20 protein-coding genes are annotated in these 26,418 nt (G+C 38.9%); all 20 read left to right on the forward strand.

Going from position 1 to position 26,418, the window contains the following annotated elements; all coding sequences use genetic code 11:
* Positions 1-21: 21 nt before the first annotated feature.
* Positions 22-654: an SGNH/GDSL hydrolase family protein gene (locus LVD51_RS08385; RefSeq protein ID WP_236970769.1), complete on the forward strand. Its 633-nt coding sequence runs from the start codon at positions 22-24 to the stop codon at positions 652-654.
* Complete coding sequence (locus LVD51_RS08390) at positions 651-1,925, forward strand: sialidase family protein (protein WP_236970770.1); 1,275 nt, start codon at positions 651-653, stop codon at positions 1,923-1,925. Before LVD51_RS08385 ends, LVD51_RS08390 begins: the two co-directional genes overlap by 4 nt.
* A 4-nt stretch (positions 1,926-1,929) precedes the next feature.
* The gene (locus LVD51_RS08395) at positions 1,930-3,063 is read left to right on the forward strand and encodes a sialidase family protein (RefSeq protein WP_236970771.1); all 1,134 of its coding nucleotides are present in this window, start codon (positions 1,930-1,932) and stop codon (positions 3,061-3,063) included.
* A gap of 70 nt (positions 3,064-3,133) precedes the next feature.
* Positions 3,134-4,033 (forward strand): hypothetical protein, encoded by a 900-nt coding sequence (locus tag LVD51_RS08400; RefSeq protein ID WP_236970772.1) that lies wholly within the window; start codon positions 3,134-3,136, stop codon positions 4,031-4,033.
* Entirely contained in the window at positions 4,018-6,192 is a 2,175-nt protein-coding gene (locus LVD51_RS08405; RefSeq protein ID WP_236970773.1) for an exo-alpha-sialidase, read from the forward strand. Before LVD51_RS08400 ends, LVD51_RS08405 begins: the two co-directional genes overlap by 16 nt.
* A 102-nt stretch (positions 6,193-6,294) precedes the next feature.
* On the forward strand, positions 6,295-7,113 hold the full coding sequence (locus LVD51_RS08410; protein WP_236970774.1) for an HpcH/HpaI aldolase family protein: 819 nt from the start codon (positions 6,295-6,297) through the stop codon (positions 7,111-7,113).
* A gap of 41 nt (positions 7,114-7,154) precedes the next feature.
* The gene (locus LVD51_RS08415) at positions 7,155-7,952 is read left to right on the forward strand and encodes an SGNH/GDSL hydrolase family protein (RefSeq protein ID WP_236970775.1); all 798 of its coding nucleotides are present in this window, start codon (positions 7,155-7,157) and stop codon (positions 7,950-7,952) included.
* 23 nt (positions 7,953-7,975) lie between these two features.
* Entirely contained in the window at positions 7,976-9,148 is a 1,173-nt protein-coding gene (locus LVD51_RS08420; RefSeq protein WP_236970776.1) for a sialidase family protein, read from the forward strand.
* Positions 9,149-9,192: 44 nt separating this feature from the next.
* Complete coding sequence (locus LVD51_RS08425; protein WP_236970777.1) at positions 9,193-10,131, forward strand: succinylglutamate desuccinylase/aspartoacylase family protein; 939 nt, start codon at positions 9,193-9,195, stop codon at positions 10,129-10,131.
* The gene (locus LVD51_RS08430; RefSeq protein WP_236970778.1) at positions 10,124-10,948 is read left to right on the forward strand and encodes an SDR family NAD(P)-dependent oxidoreductase; all 825 of its coding nucleotides are present in this window, start codon (positions 10,124-10,126) and stop codon (positions 10,946-10,948) included. Before LVD51_RS08425 ends, LVD51_RS08430 begins: the two co-directional genes overlap by 8 nt.
* Positions 10,945-12,039, forward strand: a complete 1,095-nt coding sequence (locus LVD51_RS08435; RefSeq protein WP_236970779.1) for a pyridoxal-phosphate dependent enzyme — start codon at positions 10,945-10,947, stop codon at positions 12,037-12,039. The genes LVD51_RS08430 and LVD51_RS08435 overlap by 4 nt, the downstream gene beginning before the upstream one ends.
* A 20-nt stretch (positions 12,040-12,059) precedes the next feature.
* Positions 12,060-12,968: a dihydrodipicolinate synthase family protein gene (locus LVD51_RS08440; protein WP_236970780.1), complete on the forward strand. Its 909-nt coding sequence runs from the start codon at positions 12,060-12,062 to the stop codon at positions 12,966-12,968.
* A gap of 9 nt (positions 12,969-12,977) precedes the next feature.
* Entirely contained in the window at positions 12,978-13,628 is a 651-nt protein-coding gene (locus tag LVD51_RS08445) for an RraA family protein (protein ID WP_236970781.1), read from the forward strand.
* A 64-nt stretch (positions 13,629-13,692) separates the two neighbouring features.
* The gene (locus LVD51_RS08450) at positions 13,693-14,082 is read left to right on the forward strand and encodes a RidA family protein (protein WP_236970782.1); all 390 of its coding nucleotides are present in this window, start codon (positions 13,693-13,695) and stop codon (positions 14,080-14,082) included.
* Positions 14,083-14,224: 142 nt separating this feature from the next.
* Positions 14,225-15,706: a M81 family metallopeptidase gene (locus LVD51_RS08455; RefSeq protein WP_236970783.1), complete on the forward strand. Its 1,482-nt coding sequence runs from the start codon at positions 14,225-14,227 to the stop codon at positions 15,704-15,706.
* Positions 15,699-16,556 (forward strand): SMP-30/gluconolactonase/LRE family protein, encoded by an 858-nt coding sequence (locus tag LVD51_RS08460; RefSeq protein WP_236970784.1) that lies wholly within the window; start codon positions 15,699-15,701, stop codon positions 16,554-16,556. The genes LVD51_RS08455 and LVD51_RS08460 overlap by 8 nt, the downstream gene beginning before the upstream one ends.
* A gap of 15 nt (positions 16,557-16,571) precedes the next feature.
* Positions 16,572-19,097, forward strand: coding sequence for a sodium:solute symporter family transporter (locus LVD51_RS08465; RefSeq protein WP_236970785.1), 2,526 nt, complete (start codon positions 16,572-16,574; stop codon positions 19,095-19,097).
* A 423-nt stretch (positions 19,098-19,520) separates the two neighbouring features.
* Positions 19,521-20,090: an HNH endonuclease gene (locus LVD51_RS08470; RefSeq protein ID WP_236970786.1), complete on the forward strand. Its 570-nt coding sequence runs from the start codon at positions 19,521-19,523 to the stop codon at positions 20,088-20,090.
* A 145-nt stretch (positions 20,091-20,235) separates the two neighbouring features.
* Positions 20,236-22,926, forward strand: coding sequence for a helix-turn-helix and ligand-binding sensor domain-containing protein (locus LVD51_RS08475; RefSeq protein WP_236970787.1), 2,691 nt, complete (start codon positions 20,236-20,238; stop codon positions 22,924-22,926).
* A gap of 469 nt (positions 22,927-23,395) precedes the next feature.
* On the forward strand, positions 23,396-26,416 hold the full coding sequence (locus tag LVD51_RS08480; protein WP_236970788.1) for a SusC/RagA family TonB-linked outer membrane protein: 3,021 nt from the start codon (positions 23,396-23,398) through the stop codon (positions 26,414-26,416).
* Positions 26,417-26,418: the final 2 nt, after the last annotated feature.

Genomic DNA, 26,418 nt, shown 5'->3' on the forward strand with positions numbered 1-26,418 from the left:
TTGTTAAGAGATAAGTCCCCAATGAAAATTATTGCTTTTGGCAATTCCATTACCGCCGAGAGGGCAACCATAGAGAGCGTATTTGCCCAAAGATTACCACATTTATTGTCTGAGATTGGTATTTCAGCTAAGGTCATCAACGAAGGTATTCCAGGTAGTCATTCAGGAAGTATCCAAGACAATGATTTGTTTAAAATAAAACATGGAATGGATCGCTTTCAAGAAGTCGTTTTAAATCAACATCCAGATTTGGTGACCATTGGATTTGGTACCAATGATGCCTATATCGATGCAAAAGAAAAAGGAGGTGAATCTAGAATAGCATTGAAAGACTATCGTCAAAATCTGACTTATATGATCGAAAGTTTACTTGCACAACATGTAAAGATAGTTTTGATAGCTCCCAATATACTTGGAAGTAATTATCCAGATTTTCAAAATGAACGAATGTTCCAATATGTAAAGGTAGTTCGAAGGCTGGCTAAAACATACAAATTGGGTTTGCAAGATAATTATCAGTTGTTTCTCGATTACGAAAGGAACACTGGTCAAGATTTCGATGGATTGATGTTGGATGGTTGTCATCCCAATGATACAGGACATGAACTTATTGCTGAAAATTTAACGAAAGAAATAAAAAGAATACTGCTATGAGTCTAAGCTTTGATTCCAAAAATCGACGTTCTTTTTTAAGGAAACTACCTGTCATACTTTCCCTTCCTATGGTCGGCTGCCAGTTTATGAAAGACAAAAATCTAGTCAGCCACAATAATCCAATAACGGTTTTGGATAAAGAAGTAGCATTTGTTAATGCTTCAACAAATGCTGGGTATCGACCTGTTCCGTCAGAATTTGTATTTACTCAATACCCTAGAACACCTGAGATCCCAGAAATGATGAAAGTTTTTTATTCCGATCAGGAAGAACGCTGTACTGTAGGAATTGAACACTTGAATGGATTGGGAGCTGTAAATGAGGGGGTATATCGAGAAGGTAAAAACATTATACAGATTATTGCTTCTACGCCGGGTACTCCAGATACCGGTAGTGGGTCTCCTCAATATAAGAACTGGTATAGGATCTCCAATGATGGGGGAAAGACTTATTCAGAATTTCGTTTGATTATACTCGAAGGCCATACTTGGGAAGAACCTATGAAGGCTGTAAAAATAGGTAGAAATGGTTATACGATGCCTTTCACCTGTCCCATTGTCAAAGCATCCAATGGGGAGATATTGGTTCCTATTAATCTGCATCCATGGGATGAAGTTAATCAGAAAATATACAATCCTGCCGATGCATTTCTATTCGGCGATTCAGGGGTGTTGGTCGGTAAATGGACGAAGGATAATAAAGATATAATTTGGAATTTTGGGGATTGGTTGAGAATTGATCACCATTTATCTACGAGAGGTTTATTTGAACCCTCGATAACGGAATTGTCACCCAAAGGTCGATTTGCTATGGTGTTGCGTGGATCCAATTATAAAAAGCCCGATTTGCCGGGTTATACTTGGCTTTCGTTTTCGGATGATTATTGTCGCACTTGGTCTACACCGAAACCTTTTACTTTCTCCAATGGTGAAAATTTCTTTACCCCGGCTTCTTGTTCCACCTTGCTCCGATCTCATAAGACGGGGGATTTGTATTGGATCGGGAATTTGTTGGAGAAAAACTCTTATGCCAATCATCCCCGAAACCCTTTGGTTATCGGTCGAGTAGATGAAGAAAATTTTGGTGTAATCAAGGAATCTGTGGTTACCATCGATAGCCGTCATGTTGATCATGAAGGTGAAAATGTTGAACTTTCTAATTTCAAAGTTATGCAGCATGGCCATTTAGATGAAATCGTTGTGGCATTGTCGCGCAGAATTAAGGGGAAATGGGCTGATAAGGCATCTTGGTATAGAATAAAATTAAGCTAGTTATATGAAATGTAGATTTGGAATATTTATACTGTTATTAATGTTGGTTATTTCTTCCGTGCAAGGACAGGATAACACGCCATTTACAGTCAACTTACAATTGAATCCAGGGCCCAATAATCCAAGGAATAGTGAAGGGGATTTTATAACCCTAAAAGATGGCCGGATCTTATACATTTATTCACATTTTATGGGAAAATCTTCCAGTGATTTTGGAAGTTCTCATTTGGCTTCTCGATATTCTGATGACAACGGTGAAACATGGTCTGCTTCAGATAAGATTGAGGTGGAGAATGAAGGTGCTATGAATGTGATGTCAGTGTCCTTGCTGAGATTGCAAAATGGTGATATAGCTTTGTTTTATGCAAGGAAAAATTCTATTAACGACTGTATTCCTCAAATGCGTATATCCAAAGATGAGGGGCAATCATGGAGTGATCCAATATCCTGTATTACTGATTATCCAGGGTATTATGTGTTGAACAACGATAGAGTGATCCAATTGAAAAATGGACGACTATTATTACCTGTGGCCTTGCATGAATCCAAGGAAAAAGCGAATAATCATCTTGGACATAAGTTTAATAATAAAGGGGTGATCTATTGTTATTATTCTGACGACAACGGACAGACTTGGAAAAAGAAAAATGCCATTAAAATTTCTGATGATATAACTGCTCAAGAACCGGGATTGGTTGAATTGAATAATGGACATGTGCTTATGTTTATTCGAACGGATGCCGGTGTTCAATACCAATCTATTTCCAAAAACAAGGGAAAGACTTGGTCAGATGCCCAGCCTACAGATATTCCATCTCCTTTGTCACCAGCTAGTATTGAAACCATTCCCAATACCAATGATCTAGTCTTGGTATGGAATAATAATGGTGTAAAGGGGGGAACTTATCGCAATAAGAGAAGTCCTTTCAATATCGCTATCTCTCAGAACCAGGGATTGACTTGGAAGAATGTGAAAACCATCCACGATGATGCAGACGGTTGGTATTGTTATACAGCCATACATTTTATCAACGATAAGGAATTTTTACTGAGTTATTGCGCGGGAAATAGACCCGCGGGAACCGGGTTGTCGGTCACTAATATTTCAAAATTTAATACGAGTTATTTGTATGAATAACAAATAGATATAGAACTACAATTACATTATACTAATAAAAACAAGAGAATAGAGATTAATTACCGCGTTTATGAGGATGAATAGAGAAAAATGGAAAAATGTCCTAACCCTAGATGTAGATCGGACAATAGTTGCTGGAGATCATCAATCCTTGGTAGACGCTATTAGTAATGGAGCTGATTTGAGAATTTATACTGAATTTAGACACAATGAACACGTGGATATCCATTCGGATAACAATGAATGGGTAAAAGAAGTTGCCGACTATCGGGTGACTTATCTCTTGAATAATGAATGGACTGCTGGAATTGTGACATTGCGTGTGCCGATAAATCCTCCGGTAGGCTTTGGGACGAGTCCTTCTATGTCATTTTTTATGTATAATCAAGACGGAAGTCAAGGAATAGCCAGACCCTATTTAGAAAAGGAAGATAAATCTAATGGCAAAGTCGATGACCATATCGAAATGGCGCGATACAATATTATAAAAGATTGGGATCAAGACAGTCTGGCGCCCAGTCGTAACTTTGTCTATGATTTTGACACTTATCGATTTTTTGTTGATGATTCCTGGGAAGAGGTTTTTGTTAATGATGGTCTAGGCGAGGTGTTAAGGGGTTCACTCTCGGTATTGGAAGAGGCTTTTTCAAACGGAATGGAGGTGAAAGTTGGGGTCACAAACTTATGCAGAGATCTATTGGGGGAAGATGATTACAAAATGGATCATGAAGTTTTTATCCAATGTGGCTCTTGTTATTATTACTCAGAAAGTAAAATATTCTGTGCTGGTTCACATCCTTTGGTTAGGGTGAAACCGAGTATTCCCCTAAAGTATGAAAGTGGAGGCTGGGATTTTGGTTGGTTAATGTTGCGGACAGATGGGAGTGTCAGTCGTTGGATAGTGGATCCATACACTTTGAAATTTATTAAAAGCGAAGAAAAATATCAATTAAGATGGTTTGTAAAATAAAAAGGTGTTTAGAAAGGATGTTGTTTTCATTAATTAGGCAATTAAGAATAAAGCTTCAAGGAAGTAATTTGAATTTATTGTTGCCGAGTATCTTGTCTTTATTAATTGTGTTTAATGTGACGGCGCAGAATACGGATATGGACTCTAATACGGTATTGGATATTTTGTCTTCTAAAGACAATCCTCGAAATAGTGAAGGAAGCTTTGTGACACTAAAGGATGGTCGAATTTTATTTGTTTACTCGAGATTTATGCAGTCGACCAGTGATCATGCACCAGCTCAATTAATGGGAAGGTTTTCTGAGGATAATGGTGCAACATGGTCAATGGAAGATCATTTAATTGTGGATCGAGAAGGGGACATGAATGTTATGTCCGTATCATTGTTGAGGTTGTATAATGGGAATATTGCATTGTTCTATATGCGAAAAAATTCAATGAATGATTGCACACTTTATGTGAGAATTTCTACCGATGAAGCCAAGTCTTGGAGTGAGCCTAAGAGCATTATTGAAGATCAAACTGGATATTTTGTAACTAATAATGACAGAGTCATACAGCATTCATCCGGGAGGATCCTAGTGCCAGTTTCTTTACATAAAACCGCTCAATCAATTTGGAGTAATTCTGGAGAATTAAGATGTTATTATTCTGACGATGATGGGCAGACATGGATCAGAGGCAGGGCTGTACCCAGTCCGAGTGAACACATTACCCAGGAGCCTGGATTAATAGAATTGCAAGATAGTTCACTGATGATGTTTATTCGTGCCAGTGGTGGAAAAATGATGAGAAGTTTTTCAAAGGATATGGGATATAGTTGGACTTTGGCTGAAAAAACAAATGTGCCCGCCCCAATAGCTCCAACTTCTATAAAGCGATTACCTCAGACAGGTGATTTATTTATGGCTTGGATTCACAATGGAGAATCTGGACCGGGTTATTTTAAGACCAAACGTTCTCCTCTGACCATGGCTGTGTCCAAAGATGATGGAAAGACCTGGCAACATATTCAGAATGTTGAATATTCACCGGAGGCTACTTATTCCTACACCGCTATTCACGCTGTGGATGATTATGTATTGTTGGGATATTATTTCAAAGCCGATGCCAAACCTGGATTTGATATCCGAATTAAAAGATATTCCATGGACGAGGTATATACTGAGAAAGACCTTGATCCAGTATTGGTTGTGGCCAATAAACACTCCAATACCCTTTCCTATGTGAATCCAGTGACCAAAAAGGTGTTAGAGAGTATTGACATTGGCAATAATCCTCATGAAATCGCCATTACCCCCGATCAACGTTTTGCTTATTTGAGTAGTTATGAGGCCCCAGGTAATCAAATATTGGTGGTTGATTTGCAGGCGAGAGAGCAGGTGAAAACCATTTCCACAGGAGAGGTTGGTAGAATTCATGGGGTAACCATCTCCCCAGATGGACTTTACGCCTATTTCACTGCCGGTCAATCGGGATATGTTATTGAGGTGGATACTAGAACACAAGAAATTACTAGAAAGATTCCCACTCATGGCAAGATTTCTCATATGGTGTATATATCACCAGATTCTAGGTACTTGCTGACAGCAAATATTGTATCTGAAAATATCTCATTGATTGAACGGACTTCGGGTAAATTGATTAAACAAATCCCCGCTGGTAAAGGTGTAGAAGGCATGGCATTTACTCCAGATGGTAGATTTCTGTGGGCTTTGAATCAGACAGGGGCTAGTATAACCATTATTGATGTGGCTACTTGGGAGGCAGTGGAGAATCTTCCTTGTCCGGGAATGCCGGTGAGAATTGTGTTTATAGATGGAGGTAAGCGAGCTTTGGTCGCAGGATGGCAGAAAGAGGGAAGTTTGACGGTGATCGATGTAGAAAAAAAGAAAGAGATTAAGAGGATAAAGGTCGGTGATTATGCCATAGGAATAGAAGTGAGTCCAGATCAACGCTATGCTTTTGTGGGATGTGAAGATTCCTTGGAGCCTGAGATCTTACCCAATGGTTCCGAACGAATAAAGTCTAAAAAAGAAGATTCTGACGGAGTTCATGTAGTGGATTTACAAACCTTGAAAGTAGTCCATGTGATTAAGACAGGATTGGGACCTGATCCAATGTCTTTGTGGTACCCACCCTCAACGATAGAAGAGTAGGACCTATATATGGAGTAAAAATTGACCTAAACAGGTATTAATAAATGACAAATGCACTTAAATATTAATTTGTGTTTTTAATTAAGTGTAAAAAAAATAATTATGAAAGGAAGAGAGATAAGAGAAGCATTTAAGAAAGGCGACTATGTATTTGGAACCTGTATGGTATCGCAATCCACCTATTGGCCTGGTGTATTGGCCTCATTGGGGATGGATTTAGTATTTATCGATACCGAACATGTGCCGTTAGGTAGAGAACAGGTAAGTACGATGTGTAAATTGTATTCTAAGCATGGAATAGCACCTGTCGTAAGAATTCCTTCCCCTGATCCATATCAAGTATCTATGGTATTAGATGGAGGAGCCTCAGGGATTATCGCTCCTTATGTGGAGACTGTGGAACAAGTCAAATCATTGGTCGGTGCGGTTAAATACAAACCTTTAAAAGGAGAAAGATTAAATGGCTTTATATATAACAATGTGGCCATTGAGCCAGAGTTGGAGGCATACGCCGACAATCAAAATCAGGATAATGTATTGATTGTCAATATAGAGAGTGTCCCAGCTATCAATAACTTAGATGAAATATTGAAGGTTAAAGGATTGGATGCCGTATTGGTCGGACCCCATGATTTATCCTGTAGCCTGGGAATTCCAGAAGATTATCATCATCCCAAGTTTAAGGAGGCTATCCAAACCATCATACAAAAAGGACGCGCCCACAATGTAGGTGTAGGGATTCACGTATGGGATCAGATTGGATATGATGTAGAAATGGAGTGGGCCAAATTAGGTGCTAATTTTATTATGCACAGCAATGATTTAAATATTTTCACAAAGGCATTGGAGAAGGAGATGAATAATTTGAAGGCCTATTTAGGGATTGAAAATTCTTCTGAATCTAAGGAGGTAACTATTTAAGTGGATAGCCCTTTGGAACAAAATCAAAAAGGAAGTACATTATGAAACGAAGACGTTTTCTCCATAATTCAACCGCAGCGATGTCAATTCCCCTTGTATTGCCAACATGGGCCAAATCTATGTTTAATAAGATGGATAGCGATAAATTGAATACGGCATCAGATGATTTGGATAAAATCAAAAAATTGATCCTCACTAAGCAACCTAGCATATGGTTGTTTACCGGAGATAGTATCACTCATGGAGCCAAGCATACCCATGGTTATCGATCCTATGTTGAGGTATTTCAAGAGCGAATTCGATATGAGGTTAGTACTTCAAAGAATATTGTGATCAATACGGGGATTAGTGGGAATACAACCCAGAATATTTTGGACGATTACACTTGGCGGATTGATCAATTTAAACCGACCGTAGTGTCTTTGATGATCGGTACCAATGATTGTGCAAGGGCAGGTATGAATATTGAAAAATTTTCTGTGAATTTAAGTCAACTCATCCGACAAATGAGGGCAGGGGGTAGTATCCCCATTTTACATACGCCCAACGTAATCATTGTAGCCGACCATCCTGAGCGAAAAACTTTTCCAACCTTCATCCCCGTCATTAGAGATGTGGCTGCGAGAGAAAATGTAGTATTGGTCGATAACTATGCTTACTGGGAAGAAGAAATTCAGAAAACTTCTCAAGCAATTGTCTTCAAGAAATGGCTTAACGATGGATTGCATCCCAATGGCTTTGGACATCAGCAAATCGCCAGAACGATGTTTAAACGACTAGATATTTTTGATGAAAATGCACCTACTTGTGGTGGACCTTATTACGAAGGCAAACATTAATTATAAATTTTAAAAAAATAAAAATGGTTTTGAAGGTAGTTAATCGCATGACTGATAAATCTAAAAATGGATTGAAGTCTCTTTTGTTTTTTGTTCTATTGGCTGGTTTATATTCTTGTGGTCAAAAGCCATCAACTCCAGAAGCTTTGGTTGAGCCTCAAATTACGTTAGATCTATCGCCAACGGAGGATAATCCGCGCAATAGTGAAGGAGATTTTATATCGTTAAACGATGGACGACTTTTGTTTATATACAGTCGATACGTGGGGACTTCTACTAGTGATCATGCTCCTGCTTCATTGGCTGCTAGGTATTCAAGTGATGGTGGACAGACCTGGACTGATAACGATGAAATCGTCGTGCCCAATGAAGGAGGGATGAATGTGATGTCGGTTTCTTTACTGAGATTACAAAATGGTGATATTGCTCTTTTTTACTTGCGAAAAAATTCAACAGAAGATTGCATTCCCATGATGCGAATATCTAAAGATGAAGCCAAGACTTGGAGTGAGGCCATCCCTTGTATTACCGATAAGCCTGGATATTTTGTGTTGAACAATGATCGGGTGATTCAATTAAAAAATGGTCGCCTGATGATGGCCGTTGCTTTACATAAGGTACCTGGTGGAGAATGGAGTGGAGTGGGATCTTTATACAGTTATTATTCCGATGACAATGGTGTTACTTGGACTTCAAGTGAGGAAGTACCTCGGCCTTATGAGATTACAACCCAAGAGCCAGGATTGATCGAACTTTCAGATGGTCGGGTCATGATGTATATCAGAGCAAGTGGTGGATTTCAACAGAAGACTTATTCCTCTGATCAAGGGGAAACTTGGTCACCATATGAGGTGAGTAATATTCCATCCCCTGTTTCACCAGCGACAATTGAAGTAATTCCCGGTAGTGGAGATTGGCTTTTGGTGTGGAACAACAACGATGGTTCCAATCCCGATATTAAGGGAAAACGAACTCCATTGACCATGGCGGTTTCTAAAGACGAAGGTGAAACTTGGACGTATACCAAAAATATAGAAGAAGATCCCGATGGTTGGTATTGCTATATCGCCATGTACTTTTTGGAGGATAAGGTTATGTTGAGTTATTGTGCCGGCAGCCAAATAAAAAAACAAGGATTGGCGGTGACCCATGTAACTCAATTGGATAAGGACTGGATCTACAGTGAGTCATTGTAGAAAATTAAAATCAAAGAATTGTTTTATTAACTAAAGAAGATATTTTGAATCATCGTTTCAAACATATTAATCCGATTTCCTTCGATTCTGGAAAACCAGGTCATCATTTATTGATCATCGCTGGTGTCCATGGAGATGAGTACGAGCCTATAATGGCCGTTGGGAAATTGATTGAGTTATTGGAAAACGATATAAAGTTGTTATCGGGTAAAATAACTTTGGTTCCAATTGTGAATTTACCGGCCTTTGTCAATAATAGCCGAACGGCTGAAGATCAATTGGATTTGGCTCGGACATGTCCTGGTATAGCGGATGGAAGCATTAGTCAGTCCATCGCATTTGAGATTTCCTCACTGATTCAAACCGTCGATTTTTTAATTGATATGCATACTGGTGGGGTTTTATTTGAAATCTCTGCAATGGCCGGATATGTATTACATCCACAAGCTGAAGTGTTGGAACATCAACGCAATATGGCCAGAGTGTTTAATCTTCCAATAGTATGGGGGACATCGCCCAATCTCGAAGGTCGGACACTGAGCGTGGCTCGAGATGCCAATGTCCCAGCGATATATACCGAGTACGGCGGAGGAGGTAGTTGTAAACATTCTATTGTTGAAGAGTTGGTAGAGGGTTGTTGTCATGTGATGGCTTATTTAGACCAAATGGGTATGGTTTCCAACCTAGAAGATCGGGTTGTATATACTGTCGAGGACTTTCGAGATCAAAGCGGTCATCTACAAATCATGCATCCCGCAAAAATAGACGGTATCTTTTTATCTGCCATAGATCTGGATGACCAGGTTGAAGAGGGTGATATTTTGGGCCATGTGCATCATATTGATGGACATCGAGAAGCTGTCAGAGCGGTAGAGAGTGGGGTTGTGTTTTTACTTCGCAAACAAGCCAATGTAGTCAAAGGGGATGCTTTAGCAGGGATATTACCCATTTTAGAAAAAGGAAAAAGAATGATATATGAATAAAGATAAAAAGGTAGCCATAATCACTGGCGCAGCTGGAGGTATTGGAAGAGCCACGGCATTGCGATTTGCTCGAGAGGATTATCGACTATTACTCAGTGATATAGATGAATCTGGTTTACAATCTTTAAGTGCAGACTTGGTTTCGGACGGTATGTCAGTAGATGATTTTGTATTGTTTCCCGGAGATTTAATGGATTTGACCTATGCTCAGTCTATGGTAAAAGAATGTGTGAGCAGGTGGAATGCTATTGATGTACTGGTCAATAATGCCATTTGGAGAAGTCATGAGACTATGAGGTCAATGGCCATTGATCGCTGGGAAAAAACCATAAAGATCGGCTTAACCGTGCCGGCATTTCTCAGTAAATGGGTGGCTGAAGTCATGGAAAGTGAAGGACGCAAAGGCGTGATCGTCAATATATCGAGCGTAATGTCTGTAAAAGCCGGGGGAACCAGTCCAGCTTACACCGTATGCAAAGGTGGAATTGAGAGTTTAACCTTTGAGTTGGCTTCTCTTTATGGTCGGTCTGGAATACGGGTAGTGGCTATAGCCCCAGGCAATGTACTCACTAGCTTGAGCGATGATTTTGTTTCTGAAGATGGAGAAAATTTAAGTGGAAAAATGGAAGCCAGTATGGCAGATCAAACTCCACTGAAACGATCTGGACAATCCAGCGAAATAGCCAATGCCATATATTGGGTGAGTAGTCCGGAAGCTTCATTTGTATCGGGAACTGTCATTCAGGTAGATGGTGGCTACAGCCACGGATTTAATCGTAATTCATTAAAAAACTTACAATTCCCCAATCAGTTTTGAAAGGTATCTGGAAATATAACGAATATTGGTCGACGGCGGACGACATGACTCAATTGACCATGGGGGAAGGAAATACCCCCTTGTTGCGATCAGATCGCATTAGCAAGAAATACAACATCCCAAATTTGTATTTCAAATTGGAAACTTCGAATCCTACGGGATCTTATAAAGATCGGTATGCAGCCAGTGCGATATCGCATTTAATGTTAAATAAGTCAAAATTGTGCTTAGCTACTTCGAGTGGCAATACCGGTGCAGCATTGGCGGCCTATTGTGCACGAGCCAATATGCCATGTTACATTGTGGTGGTAGATGGAGCGCCAGCTGGTAAACTCAATCAAATGCGATTGTATGGTGCAGAAACCCTTATGGTTAAAGGTTTTGGTAAGGATGAAGAAATTAGCAAAAACACTTTCGATGAATTGAAAGCATTTGCTCTTTCTATGAACAGCCAAGTGCAAATAAGTGCCTATGCTTATTCGCCTGAAGGTATGCAGGGAGTCGAATCCATTGCCTTTGAAATAGCAGAAGAATTGCCGGAGGATAATGTGAAAGTTTTTTCCCCTTCTGGAGGTGGGGGTTTGACCTTGGCCGTCGGTAGAGGATTTTTAAAATGGAAAGAAAAGAATAAGGAATATTCGCTACCGGCTTTACACTGCGTGCAACCGGAAGGGAATAATACCATCGCAGGACCACTAAAGGAAAAGTTGCGAACAGCAACAGCTATTTCAAAAAGTGTGACTAAAGTCAGTGGTCTGCAAGTGCCTAATATTATCGATGGAAATCAAACCATTGAGCTGTGTAATGCATTGCACGGTGATGGCCATTTGGTCACTGATGAAGAGATATTTAAAATTCAAGGAGAGTTGGCTCGATTAGAAGGTATCTATTGCGAACCCGCAGGAGCTGTTGCTCTGGCAGGGGCTATTCGGGCGAGGTCAGAAGGATTGATAAAAGGAGATCAACATATTGTATGTCTGATTACAGGACACGGTTTCAAAGATGAGACTTCTATCGACCGTATGGTCGAAAAGGGAAATCCATTTTTCGAAAACATTGAAAAAGTAAAAAATTATATTCTACATAAATAATATTGAATAAAGACGTGATTATGAATAGTATATTTCAAGGTATTTGGCCAGCAATGTTTACCCCTTTAGATGAATCGGGTAATCCATCACTTAAAGAAGTTGAAAAATTGACTGATAAACTGGTAACTGAAGGAGTGCCGGGTTTGTATATATTGGGATCTACAGGGCAAGGAGTTCTGTTTTCTCAAGCACAAAGGGAAGAAGTGGCCAATGTGGTGTTGCAAACAGTGGCGAAAAGAATTCCAGTCATGGTACAAGTAGGTTCTATGACATCAACAGAATCATCGGCCTTGGCCAAACATGCCCAAAAAGCGGGAGCCAGTGCAGTTTCCTCTGTAGGACCTATTTACTTTGGTGGTGGTGCCGACATGGTATTGGAACATTATCGCCAAATAGCAGAATCCACTGATTTGCCATTTTTCCCCTATCAATTAGGGAATAATTCTATCCAAGGAAATCTTGAGTCTTTTATAGATGAATTGATGAAGATGCCTCAAGTGGCTGGGATGAAACTTACCACTACAGATCTGTTGACCATCAGTGCTGTTCACAATCATGCTGGAGAGCGATTGCGTTTGTTCAGTGGAGCAGATGAATTGCTTTGTCACTCCACATTGTGTGGTACAGTAGGAGCTATCGGTTCTATGTATAATTTTTGGTGGAAAGAATGCAATTATGTAAGAAATGCCTTTATGGATGGAGACTTTGAATTGGGACGAAGTTTTATGTTAGAGTTTCAACGATTGATATTCCAATTTTTACCGAATGTATGGACTTTCTTTCGCCAAGCAATGCAACACATTTATCAAATAGATATAGGGCCAGCAGTACGACCAGTGGGGAATACTAATAAAATTTGGTCAGAGGCTGAGTTGCATCGAGTTTTAGATCAGTTCCAAGCAGCGGCTCAATTTAATCAACCCGTTTAAATACATCAAATGAAAATCAATTTTAATGAAATAAGGCAGCAGCTCTATGTAGCTGTTGTTTGTGATGCTTTGGATAGCATAGGGTTTAGATATCAATCTCCTGTTTTGCCTTTTATCGATTGTACAGGGATGGAGACCATGGTCGGTAGAGCTAAGACGACTCTTTGGGTCGATATGTTTCACAAGGATCCCAGTCCTTATACTATGGAGTTGCAAGCTGTGGATTCATGTCAGCCCGACGATATTATCATTGCAGCAGCCGGAGGTTCATTGAGATCTGGTATTTGGGGAGAATTGTTGTCAACTGCAGCCCAAAATTCGGGTTGTAATGGTGCTTTGATCCACGGTGGAGTGCGAGATGTCAATAAGATGAGGCAAATGGAATTTCCCGTTTTTGCCACCGCAAAAATTCCTTACGATAGCCAGCATAGACAACGAGTAGTAGATGTCGATGTCGAAGTAGCTATCGGTGGAGTATCTATATGCCCTGGCGATATCGTATTTGCTGATGCCGATGGTGTAGTGGTCATTCCTCACCATGTAGAGGAAGAGGTTTTGCAATTGGCTATGAAAAAAGTTAACGATGAAAACATAAGTCGTGATGCTATCAAGCAGGGGATGAAAGCCTCTGCTGCCTATGAAAAATACGGTGTTTTATAACCTCGCATTAAGAATAATAATTTAAAAAAAATGAATCCATAGCGATTCTAGTAAAATATATAGAATGAAAAAAACAGTAATAACAGGAGAAAACGTTCCTGCCAGTGATTTGCCATTTTCTCCAGCTTTGAAAGTAGGAGAATGGGTATTCGTTTCTGGTCAAGCTTCAGTGGATGAAGAAGGTAAGATAGTAGTGGATACTTTTGCCGGTGAGTGTAGGAGATCTTTTGAGAATGTCAAAAAGGTGTTGGCAGGTGCAGGTCTTACTTTGGACGACGTGGTTCAAGTGAGAAACTTTGTAGGTAGCGAAGCCTATCTTAAAGAGTTCAACGAAATATACCGAGAATACTTTAATCCCCCTTATCCAGCGAGAACCACAATAATGAATTGCCTAGGTCAATTGTTGAAATTTGAAGTGGAAGTGATTGCAATGGACAAGAGTGAGAAAGGATAATTAGGATGCCCTTTTTCTCTGAAAAAAGAAGATTCTGCTTTTTTTAGTATCTAAATAATCAGTCTATTTATATAAACGCAGATGAAATCCTACAGTTTAAAAGCTAGTGAATTCACTAAGCCTTAAATAATATTTATAAAAAATGAAAACCAGAGTAGCATTAATCGGTATATATCATGAGTCAAATACTTTTTTGGCTCAGCCGACAACCTATAAAAATTTTGAAGATGGTCATCTTATGTTTGGTGAGGATATTCGCCGTGAATACGCCGATGCTCATCATGAAATAGGGGGGATCCTCGAAGTATTTGATTCGACTGATATCGAAATTGTACCATTGGTATATGCCGAAGCCACACCGGGCGGAAAATTGACTAGGAAAACCTATGAAAAATTGTTGGAATTAATGGTTTCGGCACTGAGGGATTCAGGAAGTTTTGATGGAATAATGGTCTGTCCTCATGGGGCTGCTGTTGCTGAAACTTATCCCGATATGGATGGTCATTGGTTGAAATTGGTTCGATTATTGGTCGGTGACCATGTTCCTATTGTATGTACTTTGGATCCCCATGCCAATGTGAGCCCTGCCATGGTAGATGCAACTAACGCTCTTGTTGCTTATAGCAGTAATCCGCATTTGGATCAACGGGAAACAGGTAGAAAAGCGGCTAAATTAATGTTGCAGAATCTGGTAGAAAAGAGAAAACTGACATCTGTGCTCTGTCAAAGTCGGGTTTCTATAAGCATAGAACAACAGTTTACCAGTGATTATCCATGTAAGGCATTGTATGAGCTAGCGGATAAATACTTACAAGATGATTCGGTTTTGTCGATAAGTGTTATTCTTGGTTTCCCATATTCTGATGTAGAAAAAATGGGAAGTTCTTTTATTGTGGTTACAGATAACGATGTCGACAAGGCCAATGAAATCGGTAAAGCCATGACCGATTATTTGGAATCCAATAAAGAATTGTTTGTCGGCGAACGAATAGATGCCCATGCATCGGTTATCGCTGCTAAGCAAATGGACAAACCTGTTTTGCTTTTAGACATGGGGGATAATGTAGGTGGAGGTTCTCCAGGCGATGCGACGATCTTACTCCATGCCCTTAACAAAGAAAATGATTTGACATATTTTTATTGCCTTTACGACCCTACAGCAGTAGAAGAATGTATGGCTTTAGGAGAGGGAGAGTCCATCGATTTAACTATGGGTGGCAAATCAGATGACCTACACGGAAGTCCAGTAGAAATGAGGGTAAATATATTGGCCATTAAAAATGGAGTATTTCAAGAAAGTGAGCCAAGACACGGTGGGCAGGTACAGTATAATATGGGAGATATAGTCATTGTAGAGACGGAGAATCGGTCAGTGATTATGCTTATATCAAAACGAGTGCCTCCTTTTAGTTTAAGTCAATTAACTACTTTTGATGTTCAGCCTTCACGATTTGATGTTTTGGTGGCCAAGGGGGTTCAAGCCCCTATCGCTGCCTATGGGCCAGTGTGCGCTTCCATGATACGAGTTGATACCCCAGGGGTGACACGAGCAGATGCCACTCAGCTCACTTACCATCATCGTCGAAAACCATTGTTCCCTTTTGAAAAAAATATCGATGAATAGTCCAGTAGCCACACGGTGGGAAAAGTACTTGGATTTGGATTATTATACTGAAGGACCAGGATTAGATACAGAAGGCAATCTGTATTTCACAACCCTTACTGGTGGCTATATAATGAAGGTGTCTAAAGGCAACCCTCCTAGACAGTGGGCGCAATCCCCCTGCCCCAATGGACAGCGAATATTGTCTGATGGAAGTCACTTGGTTTGTGAAACAGCCCATCATGAAATTGTCCAATTCAATGCCTATGGACAGAAGATCAAGACTTGGGTAGCTGGATTGTGCGCGGGAGAAAAAGTCTATTCGCCCAATGATTTAACGATTGACGAGTCACAAGGATTTTACTTTACGGACTCTATCCGTCACTACGGCAAGGTTTTTTTCGTTGGTTGGGATGGTAGAGAAGAAGTCATTGCTACCGATGTTGATTACCCCAATGGTATTGCATTGGACGCTCAATCCGAGTGGTTGTATATTGCTGAAAGTCATAGTAACTCTATATTGCGAGTCAAATTAGCTGGTCCTGGTAAAGGGAAAGGCAAACCAGAAGTTTTCACGGTTTTACCCTTTAATCCTCGCCCATTGGACGAAAATCATTTGCCACTTACGGCAAATTTGCCAGATGGCATCGCTTTTGACCAGCAGGGACGACTATGGGTAGCACATTACGGTATGAATGCTTTGCAGATCATTGACGGGGACGGTCAATGGATAGGCAGTGCGGAAACAGGAATTCCCGCTACGAGTAATTTATGTTTTTCTAAGGATTTTAATTCCATTTATGTTACGGGAGGGATGGGTGAACCCGGCCCGGGCAGAGTCCATATTATTTATATTGAATCATTGTCATAAAAAATTAAGCAAACCATGAAAAGATCTATACTATCCTTACTCATTCTTCTAATTTCTTTGTCATGTGTTTGGTCTCAGTCCAATACTTTGAGTGTGAAAGAATTATCTGCCATTCCCGATCAAGAGGGATTTGCAGGAATGTTTGCAGGAGTGAGTAATGGTGCTTTGTTATGTATGGGGGGAGCTAATTTTCCTGAGGCCAAGCCATGGGAAGGAGGAGAGAAGAAATGGTATGATAATATTTACGTTTTAGAGGACAAAGAAGGACAGTGGACGCTAGTCAATGAAAGTTTACCGAGACCGTTGGCTTATGGAGTTGCCGTAAATTATCAGAATGAAGTAATAGTCATCGGGGGAAGCAATGCTGATGGCCACTATGGAGATGTATTCGCACTTCAATATGTTGATGGTCGGATTTCTGTGGATGACAATTATCCTAGACTACCGATTCCATTGGCGAATATGGCCGGAGCACTAGTGGGCGATGAAATATTTGTGGCTGGTGGATTATCCTCTCCTACAGGGAGACCTGAAAAAGTGTTTTACCGGTTGGATTTATCAAAAAATCAAGAGGAACTCGCTTGGGAAAAATTAGAACCATGGCCTGGTGCTGCCCGTATGTTAGCCGTATCAGCATCTAAAGATGGATTGTTTTATTTGTTTAGTGGTATCGATGTGACGGCCGCTGACAAAGCAAGTGGTGGAAGAACCATGTTGAAGGATGCCTATGTATTTGACCCTGCTACTGCGGAGTGGGATACCTTGTCCGATCTACCTAGATCGGTAGCAGCTGGACCCAATCCCGCTCCTATAATGGGACAAAATCACATCATTTTTGCCGGAGGTTTAGATGAAGCTACCGCTGCTCATACTGATCCGGCGAGTCATCCCGGTTTTAAAGAAGAAATATTGGCTTACAACACCTTGAGCAAGACTTATGTCAAAGTAGGAGATATGCCTTCTGGTGGTTCTAGGGTAACCTTGCCAAGTACGCAATGGGCTGGGGATTGGGTCATTCCCAATGGAGAATCAGGACCAGGAGTAAGGTCATCAAAGGTGTATTTATTGAACAATTCAGTTGAATTCGGAGTATGGAATTGGAGTTTTTTACTCGTTTACTTACTCGGAATGCTCTACATGGGGTATTTCTTTTCGAAACGAGGAAATACTACGGAGGATTATTTTCTGGCAGGCCAGCGAATTCCTTGGTGGGCGGCTGGATTGAGTATCTATGGGACGCAGTTAAGTGCCATTACATTTATGGCCATACCTGCTATAGTGTATGCAACCGATTGGACTTTGGCCATTGGGTCTTTGATGATATTGGCTATTGTTCCATTGATCATTCGATATTATGTTCCATTTTTCCGAAGATTAAGTGTGACGACAGCCTATGAATATTTAGAACATCGATTCAATGCCAATGTCCGCACCATGGCCAGTATCACTTTTATATTGATGCAGTTGGCGCGAGTGGGTATTGTGGTTTATTTGCCGGCGATTGCCATTGCTTCGGTCACTGGATTAGATATTTATTTCTGTATAGTAATCATGGGAGTGATTTCCACTATTTACACCATGATGGGGGGAATTGAAGCAGTAATATGGACCGATGTTATACAAGTGGTTGTATTGATTGGTGGCGCGATCTGCTGTATTATCATAGCGTCCTTACATATCGATGGCGGATTTACAGAAATTATTCATCAGGGAATTAATTTTGATAAATTTTCAATGATTCATTTGGGATGGGATCCTTCTAAATTGGTGCTTTGGGTAGCTTTGGTAAGTTTTTTCTTCCTCAATATTATTCCATACACATCAGATCAAACCGTGGTTCAGCGATACTTGACGGTGAAATCGGAAAAGGAAGTTGCTAAAAGTTTATGGACCAATGGTTTGTTGATGTTGCCAGGCATAGTAATCTTTTTTGGACTAGGGACTACTTTATTTGTGTATTACATAGACAATCCCAGCATTATCAATTCCAATAAGCCAGATGAATTACTTCCGTTTTATATTGTCCACCATTTGCCCAATGGTTTGGCTGGGATCGTAATTGCGGCGCTATTTGCTGCAAGTATGTCCTCTTTGGACAGTAGTATGAACAGTATATCTTCTGCTTATGTAACGGATATTCATCCTAAGATTGCAGGGGCTTTGTCTGATGCTCAGAATCTCCGATTGGCTAAGAGTATCACCATTTTTATTGGAGTAATCGGGACGGCTTCCGCCATGTTGATAGCGATTGCCGATGTAGATTATATATTTGATTTTTTCCAAGAGATGCTCGGTTTATTCGGCGGTGGCTTGGCTGGGGTATTTGCACTGGCTATTTTTGTGAAACGTGCCAATGCGACCAGTGCTATCATTGGGTTGTTGGGTAGTGCGATGGTCACTTATTTGTTCAAGACTCAGACCGACATTACCGGCTACTTATATGGAGCGATAGGGGTCATAAGTTGTGTTTTGATCGGAATATTGCTCAGTTTTATAATTCCTACAAAGACAACGGCCAGTGTAGCCACGGCTAGTGAATAGGCCTATTTAAAGTGTTTTATTGAATTCCGTTAGAGATTAGGGCAATGACTTGATTTCTAACGGAATTTTGCTTTTTAGATGCTTGTATTATTAATCCAACAGTCTTTTAAAATCTTAATATTTTTCTGCAACATTAATGTGATGAGAGAAAACAAGAGATTTATAAGAAATCGTGAAATTCAAGTAATTCTTAGAGAGTCAGACCGATATTAAAATTACATCAACCTCAACTTACTTTCTATCTTAACTGACCATATATTAACAATTGATACCATTATTTAAAAATCCTTTAGTATATTCATATAATTTGTGAATTGGCAATCGAGGTGTTTGTTTTGGTGTTTTGGTTGAATGAAACTGGTATATGTGTTGTTGGTTTGTTAGTAATTCAAAATAAATATTTTGGTGAAATAACGGTGTGCGATGGCTAAAGCGTTAAAATATGAAACTGTTAAGGAGTTTATTTTTTGGTCATATGCAAACCTCGCTATGGCACACACCGCTGTGGAGCGAAATCAAGAAAAATATGGAACTTTCAATTATATAATAAGAGCAAAACTTTATAAAGGATTGAAAGATGAAACAATGAATATGCGAACAATATTTGATGATGAAAAAATTAAATTACAAACAGGACAGATTTGCAATTATTGTGGTTCTAAAGAAAAATTGGCACTAGATCATATTTTTCCTCAAAAAATGGGTGGAAAAGATGATGCTGAAAATTTGGTATTTGCCTGTCGTAGTTGTAATAGTTCAAAAGGTAAAAAATGCTTGATGGAGTGGATGAATTTTAATGGTGAATTTTTGCCACTAATGATAATTAGAAGGTATCTAAAATTAGTATTTCAGTATTGTAAAGAAAATGGATTGCTTGATAAGCGCATTGATGAATTAAAGAGTTTAGAGTTACCGTTTAAAGTTGAGTTTATTCCGACTAAATATCCAAAACCAAAAGAATTGAAATTACATAGCAATCAAAAATTAATTTGAAGTCGATATCCATATTATTTGTTATGAATGTAATTTATTAGGTAAATATTAGAAAAAGTAATTTCAAATTCATTACACCTAGAAAAGAAATATAAATTCAGTTAATCATTGCTAAAATCTAACATCGGCATTATCTTTAATCTAAATGAGGAATTGGTGTACGATAATAATTAGGCAAATAGAATTATTGGCGTTGCTCGGATTGTCCATGAGTTTAGTGGGACAAGAAGTGCCAAGAATGCACAGTTTTGATAAATCAGACTATAAAGGATTATATCAAAATTGGGATTTTGCTGAGGATTGTAAGGGTAACTTATATGTGGCGAATACCGCTGGTGTATTTATATACAATGGTTTTGCTTGGAAGCAGGTAGTGTTAAACTATGGTCATATACCTCGAGCCCTTCACTTGGGAAAGGATTGTAAAATATATGTCGGGGGATATGAGACCATTGGGGTAATTGATCCCAGTGCAGATACCCTAACCGTTGTAGCTCTGGAAAACAGTCAAATTGAAGATTCAGAAGAGGAAATTTGGCATGTTTTCGAAGATCGTTCAGCTATTTATTTTCAATCATTTTCACTGCTATATAAATATGATTATGAAATTATCGAGAAAATCACTCCTCCAAATAATATCATGTTTGGTCAATATTTGGATGATAAGATCTTTATTCCTGAAATTAGAGGAGGTTTATTTGAATTTGATGATCAGACATTTACCAAACTTTCAGAAAAAGGACTGCCACCAGAAGTTAAGATCGTAGGAGTAGAAATCCTTGATGGAGAACTGATTATTGCCACAGAATTCCATGGAATAGCTTGGTACAATAAGGATCATTTTGAGTTTATAAATTCATCATTTACAAGACAAATTAAGGATGAACAAATCAACAAAATGATTAAACTTCAGGATGGACGAATTGCAATAGGGACGATTAGGAATGGCATTTATATTACAGATGATTTTATTGATTTTGATTTCCATATTAACCGCGAAAATGGTCTTTCAAACAATACCGTTCTATCTTTATACCAAACCCAGTTCGGTCCTCTTTGTGTGGGGCTAGAGAGAGGATTTGAGATTATTGATATTCATAAGCCAGGCATTCACTACTACGATTCCAAAGGACAATTGGGGACTATCTTTTCTACCATTTGGCATAATGATCAATTTTATTTAGGAAGTAATCAAGGATTATATCTCAAAAATTCATTGGGGGAATTTGAACTTGTGCCGGGTTCTCAGGGACAAGTTTTGACTTTGCTTAGTTATCAAAATGAACTGATTATAGGACATAATCGAGGGACCTTGGTCTTGGATGCAAAGCAAGAATTGGTACATGTGTCTGAGCGAACGGGTGGTTTACATATGCAGGTTGTCGGGCGGGATAGTATTCTGCAATCCACTTATACAGGTATTATTCTTCTCGAAAAGATAAAGGGGAGTTGGCAGGAAGTACATGTTGTTGAGGGAAGTGACCAATTGATCGAACATTTTCTATATTCCAATGGATCATTGGCTGGTATTCAGAAGTATAAAGGATTGCTACACTACAAATTGGATAAGAATTTTACGAAAGTAGAGGAGGCTCAGTATTATTTGCCTCAAACGAGTATAAAACGAGAAGGCCTCGTAGATATATTTACTAAAGAAAACGGTTTTAATATAGTTTACGACACGTTGTTGTATTGTGTTTCTGCCACAGAAATATTTCCTTATAGTTTTGAAGACAAACAAAGCAGAATAGAATCTGAATCCGATTTGAACCAGGTTTATTCACTTTTTAGTAAGATATACAACTCATTGGAGTATGGTCAACTATTGAATCAAAATCCTCTGTCCGACGAATTGGTCATACAATTGGAAGAAGGATATATGAAAATTGCTATGGCTGAATATATTGAATTAGAAGAAAATAGAGATATCGTTGTGGAGGCGGTTTCGGTTCAAGACATAGGTCATGTCGATATTGAGTCGGATGGTCAGGTTTATAATGCTAATAACAATGATTTGCAAATTCAATTGGCTTTAAATAGAAATCTCTTTATTTCAAAAACTCATTTGAAATTCAAAGTAAGTGGTTTTATAGAAGACTGGCAAGATATTCCTGAAAATGGATTGGTTCTGTTAACCAAATTACCGGCTGGGAAATATGATTTTATAGTGGACAATGGTGAACAGATTCAATCCTTATATAAGTTTGAAATTAAGCCACCATGGTATCGGTCTACTTTGGGCTTTTTACTGTATTTCATTTTAGGATTCACCGTTTTCATCGCCATCAATGGTTATTATAGAAGGAAATGGAAGAGAGAAAAAATGAAAATGGAACATGAGAAAAAAGAGTTTATAGAGAAGGAGGCCATGAGACTTAAAGCCAAGAACCTCGAACATGAGGTCAATTTTAAAACCAAAATGTTAGCCAACAGTGCCATGGCTTTGGTTCAAAAAAATAAAGCTTTAGATGAATTAAAAGACTTGGTGAAAAATGAATTTAAAACCAATGATCATACTCAAAAGCAAAACTTGTATAATAAGATTGTAAAAATAGTGGATACCAACCTCAGTAGTAAGAAGGATTGGGAAGTTTTTGAGACCAATTTTGCTCAGGTTCACAAAGACTTTATTCAAAGAATGAAAGAATCATATCCCGATATTACACAGGGAGATCTAAAATTGGCAGCCTACATTAGAATGGACATGAGTTCTAAAGAAATTGCCCCCCTCTTGGGCATTTCCGTTCGCTCCGTTGAAAACAAACGGTATCGACTGCGTAAAAAAATGAATTTGACTATAGATGACAATCTTTCCGAATTTTTGATGCGATTTTAAAGATAAGAATAAGGGTTAAAATTTTTCAAACACAGAAAAAAGTAGTATATTATTTCGTGATTGTTTTTTCAATATTTCTATACCTCCATATGGATTGAAATATAAAATATCAAAGGTTGTAAGTGTATTTTTACTTGCTTCGGTGATTAATTCCTTTGCTCACTTTTTGTTAAGGCTCCAAAAATTCCATCTTAAAATTTGTTATAACTTTTTATAATAAAATCCAAGATCTAAATTCTTGTGATGAGGTGGCTATTATCCATGTAAATGCAATTTTCAATTCTTGAATTATGTAAATAATTGAAAACTAATAAAATATGATATTGTTAGAAAGTGTTGGCCTAGCTAAAAAAGTATCAATGATGAGGTAATTGTGAGGTGGTATATTAGACTAAAACATAGATTATGGTGATATTTGTACAATTAATAGTTGGTTTTTAATCGATTTTTTGAAATATAAAATATGGTTATGGGAAGGATGAAATTTATAATTCTTTTGACAGTGATTTGTGCTGGGTTTTTTCCCGAAAATCTTATTGCACAGACCACTTATACAGGAAAAGTGACTGGAGAAGACTTGAATGAAGCCCTTATTGGAGTGAATATATTTATTCTAGGATCCAATACCGGAGCTTTGACCGATTTCGATGGGAGGTTTTCTATAGAGGCAAATCCCGGTGATTCCATGCAGATTAGTTATATCGGGTATGAAACGATTGTTATGATTTTGGGAGTTGATACGGAATTAAATGTGGCTATGTCTAATAGTGCGAGCTTATTGGAAGAAGTAGTGGTAGTAGGGTATGGTTCCCAGCGGTCGAGAGATCTGACCAGTTCCATCACAACAGTAAGAAGTGAGGAAATTGTTAAGACTCCGTCGAGTGCCGCCATGCAGTCGCTTCAAGGAAAAGTAGCTGGATTGCAAATTGTATCCTCCGGAGCCCCAGGAGATGAACCCACGGTTAGGTTGCGTGGAATTGGTTCCTATACAAGTGACGATACCAAGCCGCTATATGTAGTAGATGGGATGTTTTTTGACAATATTGATTTCCTAAATAATTCAGATATAGCGTCTATTTCGGTATTAAAAGATGCATCGGCGGCTGCCATATATGGTGTTCGGGCTGCCAATGGAGTCGTTCTTATTCAAACCAAATCGGGGGAGCTCAATAAGCCAGCAGAAATAAGCATTGATTCTTATGTGGGTACACAACGTGCGTCAAATGTATTGAAAATGGCAAATGCAGAACAGTTTGCACAGGTTATTTCAGAATTAGATCCAGACAGATATCCCGATTATCAGTTTATAGAAAATGCCATGCAGAAATATGGTCGAAGTAGGGTGAACCCCAATGTACCCAATGTAAATACCGATTGGTATAAGGAAATCCTTAGACCAGCCAGTATTCAAAATCACAACATAGGTATTTCTGGTGGTGGCTCAAGAGCCTCCTATTCATTGGGAGGAAGTTATTTTGTTCAGGATGGAATAATGGATATGGAAAACGATTTTACTCGTTTTAATGTGCGTTCCAAATTGGATTTTCAAGCATTGGATTGGTTGAAGATTGGAGGAAATGTAATTATGAGTTCTGCGACGAAACAAAGTGCAGAAAATGGAGCTTGGTTTAAAGCTTATTTTGCAGTTCCGATACTTCCTGTTTTCGATAACAATATTGATGGTGAATTGCGCTATGCCAGTGCTCAAGATTTGGGGTATAGAGGGGGACAAAATCCTTTCGTGGATATGCGGTATAGCAACAACGAGCAAAAGATTCGCAAGATATTAGGTAATTTTTATGCGGAGGTGGACATTATTCCCGATGCCTTAACTTTTAAGTCAACTTATAATCAAAGCATGACTTTTTTAAATCTGAGAAATATAAGATTGCCTTATTTCTCAAGTACGGGTTATCAAAGGAATATTTCGAATATATCCAGAAACTTTGAAAATTTCAACAACATTATTTGGGACAATACTTTAACCTATGATGAAGATTTCGGTAAACATAGTCTTACTGTATTAGGGGGGACATCTTATAGAGAGGAGAATTTTGAAAATTTAAGAGCACAAGCCGAGGGGTTTCCTATAGAAAATGAGCAATCGTGGTATATCGATAAGTCTACCGAAATATTAACCAATTCAGTGACCGATGGAGGTGCGCGATTGTATGGGATGTCTTACTTTGGAAGAGTGGCATATAGCTACAACAACAAATACTTAGCCTATGCAACTTATCGAGCAGATGGTTCTTCCAAATATCAAGAGAAATGGGGATACTTCCCTGCAGCCGGATTGGGTTGGGTTGTATCAGAAGAATCATTCTTCGATCTTCCATTTGTTGATTTTTTCAAATTAAGAGGGGGTTGGGGCCGATTGGGTAACGATAAAATAGGTGCCAGCTTGGGTACAAGAAGTAACAATGTAGTAACCACGGCATTGGGAGATGTACAATATACCGGTTTGCAGACAGGATTGGGATTTGATTATTTGATCTGGGAACTAGTGGAAGAAAGTAATGTTGGAATTACAGCCGAGGCCTTCAATCAAAGGTTAAACCTAGATCTTGACGTATTCCAAAGGGATACTAAAAATTCTGCCATTCCAATCAATAATCCCGGCATTGGCGGCAGCAATAGACGAAGTGCTGGAGTGATTCGAAACTCTGGTGTTGAACTGGCTTTGGGTTGGAATGACGCAGTAGGTGCTGATTGGTCCTATAGCCTAGGAGGAAATATCTCTTTTGTTAAAAATACAGTCGAAGATCTTTTTGGGCAAACCTATATAGATGGCGGAACTGCTGAGTTTCGACAACGTACAGAGGTAGGGCATTCTTTATTTGAATTCTATGGATATGAGGTTTTAGGAGTGTATCAGAACCAAGCGGAAATTAATGCTGATGGGATAGAAACAGGCTCTACGGTATTGGAGCCAGGGGATTTGAGGTTTAAAGATCAAGATGGTGATGGAGATATTGATGGTGATGATAGAATATATCTTGGGTCCTTTTTGCCGAGTATGACTTATGGTTTTAATCTGGGTTTGAATTATAAAAACATCTCGCTGTCCATTTATGGATTGGGACAAAGTGGGAACAAAATTTTAAATCGAAAACGGGGAGAATATAGATTTACAAATGATACCAATTTGGATGCTGATTTGGCCATCAATCGATGGCATGGTGAAGGAACCTCCAATAAATATCCTTCCGCCAACGGTTTGAGGAAATCGTGGAATCAAGATTTTAGTAGCTATTACATTGAGGATGGCTCCTATTTTAGAATTCAAAACATCAATTTATCCTATCGTTTATCCACCCAGAAATGGTTGGGTGAAAATTTCCCTCAAGCAACCCTGTATTTAACGGCTGATAGACCGATTACCATTTTTAAATACAATGGATTTGATCCCGAAGTGGCGAATGGTATTGATCGTCAAACCTATCCTATTCCTTCTGTGTACACAGGTGGTATTAAACTTAAATTTTAAAA

Source organism: Membranihabitans marinus (assembly GCF_021729155.1).
GTDB lineage: Bacteria > Bacteroidota > Bacteroidia > Chitinophagales > Saprospiraceae > Membranihabitans > Membranihabitans marinus.

Bases quoted from the DNA above. Each gene is read 5' to 3' on its own strand.
- LVD51_RS08445 (WP_236970781.1), top strand. From the start codon at position 12,978: ATGAAAATCAATTTTAATGAAATAAGGCAGCAGCTCTATGTAGCTGTT.
- LVD51_RS08385 (WP_236970769.1), top strand. From the start codon at position 22: ATGAAAATTATTGCTTTTGGCAATTCCATTACCGCCGAGAGGGCAACC.
- LVD51_RS08415 (WP_236970775.1), top strand. From the start codon at position 7,155: ATGAAACGAAGACGTTTTCTCCATAATTCAACCGCAGCGATGTCAATT.
- LVD51_RS08440 (WP_236970780.1), top strand. From the start codon at position 12,060: ATGAATAGTATATTTCAAGGTATTTGGCCAGCAATGTTTACCCCTTTA.
- LVD51_RS08455 (WP_236970783.1), top strand. From the start codon at position 14,225: ATGAAAACCAGAGTAGCATTAATCGGTATATATCATGAGTCAAATACT.
- LVD51_RS08390 (WP_236970770.1), top strand. From the start codon at position 651: ATGAGTCTAAGCTTTGATTCCAAAAATCGACGTTCTTTTTTAAGGAAA.
- LVD51_RS08405 (WP_236970773.1), top strand. From the start codon at position 4,018: ATGGTTTGTAAAATAAAAAGGTGTTTAGAAAGGATGTTGTTTTCATTA.
- LVD51_RS08420 (WP_236970776.1), top strand. From the start codon at position 7,976: ATGGTTTTGAAGGTAGTTAATCGCATGACTGATAAATCTAAAAATGGA.
- LVD51_RS08470 (WP_236970786.1), top strand. From the start codon at position 19,521: ATGGCTAAAGCGTTAAAATATGAAACTGTTAAGGAGTTTATTTTTTGG.
- LVD51_RS08465 (WP_236970785.1), top strand. From the start codon at position 16,572: ATGAAAAGATCTATACTATCCTTACTCATTCTTCTAATTTCTTTGTCA.
- LVD51_RS08430 (WP_236970778.1), top strand. From the start codon at position 10,124: ATGAATAAAGATAAAAAGGTAGCCATAATCACTGGCGCAGCTGGAGGT.
- LVD51_RS08450 (WP_236970782.1), top strand. From the start codon at position 13,693: ATGAAAAAAACAGTAATAACAGGAGAAAACGTTCCTGCCAGTGATTTG.
- LVD51_RS08400 (WP_236970772.1), top strand. From the start codon at position 3,134: ATGAGGATGAATAGAGAAAAATGGAAAAATGTCCTAACCCTAGATGTA.
- LVD51_RS08460 (WP_236970784.1), top strand. From the start codon at position 15,699: ATGAATAGTCCAGTAGCCACACGGTGGGAAAAGTACTTGGATTTGGAT.
- LVD51_RS08410 (WP_236970774.1), top strand. From the start codon at position 6,295: ATGAAAGGAAGAGAGATAAGAGAAGCATTTAAGAAAGGCGACTATGTA.
- LVD51_RS08475 (WP_236970787.1), top strand. From the start codon at position 20,236: ATGAGGAATTGGTGTACGATAATAATTAGGCAAATAGAATTATTGGCG.
- LVD51_RS08480 (WP_236970788.1), top strand. From the start codon at position 23,396: ATGGGAAGGATGAAATTTATAATTCTTTTGACAGTGATTTGTGCTGGG.
- LVD51_RS08395 (WP_236970771.1), top strand. From the start codon at position 1,930: ATGAAATGTAGATTTGGAATATTTATACTGTTATTAATGTTGGTTATT.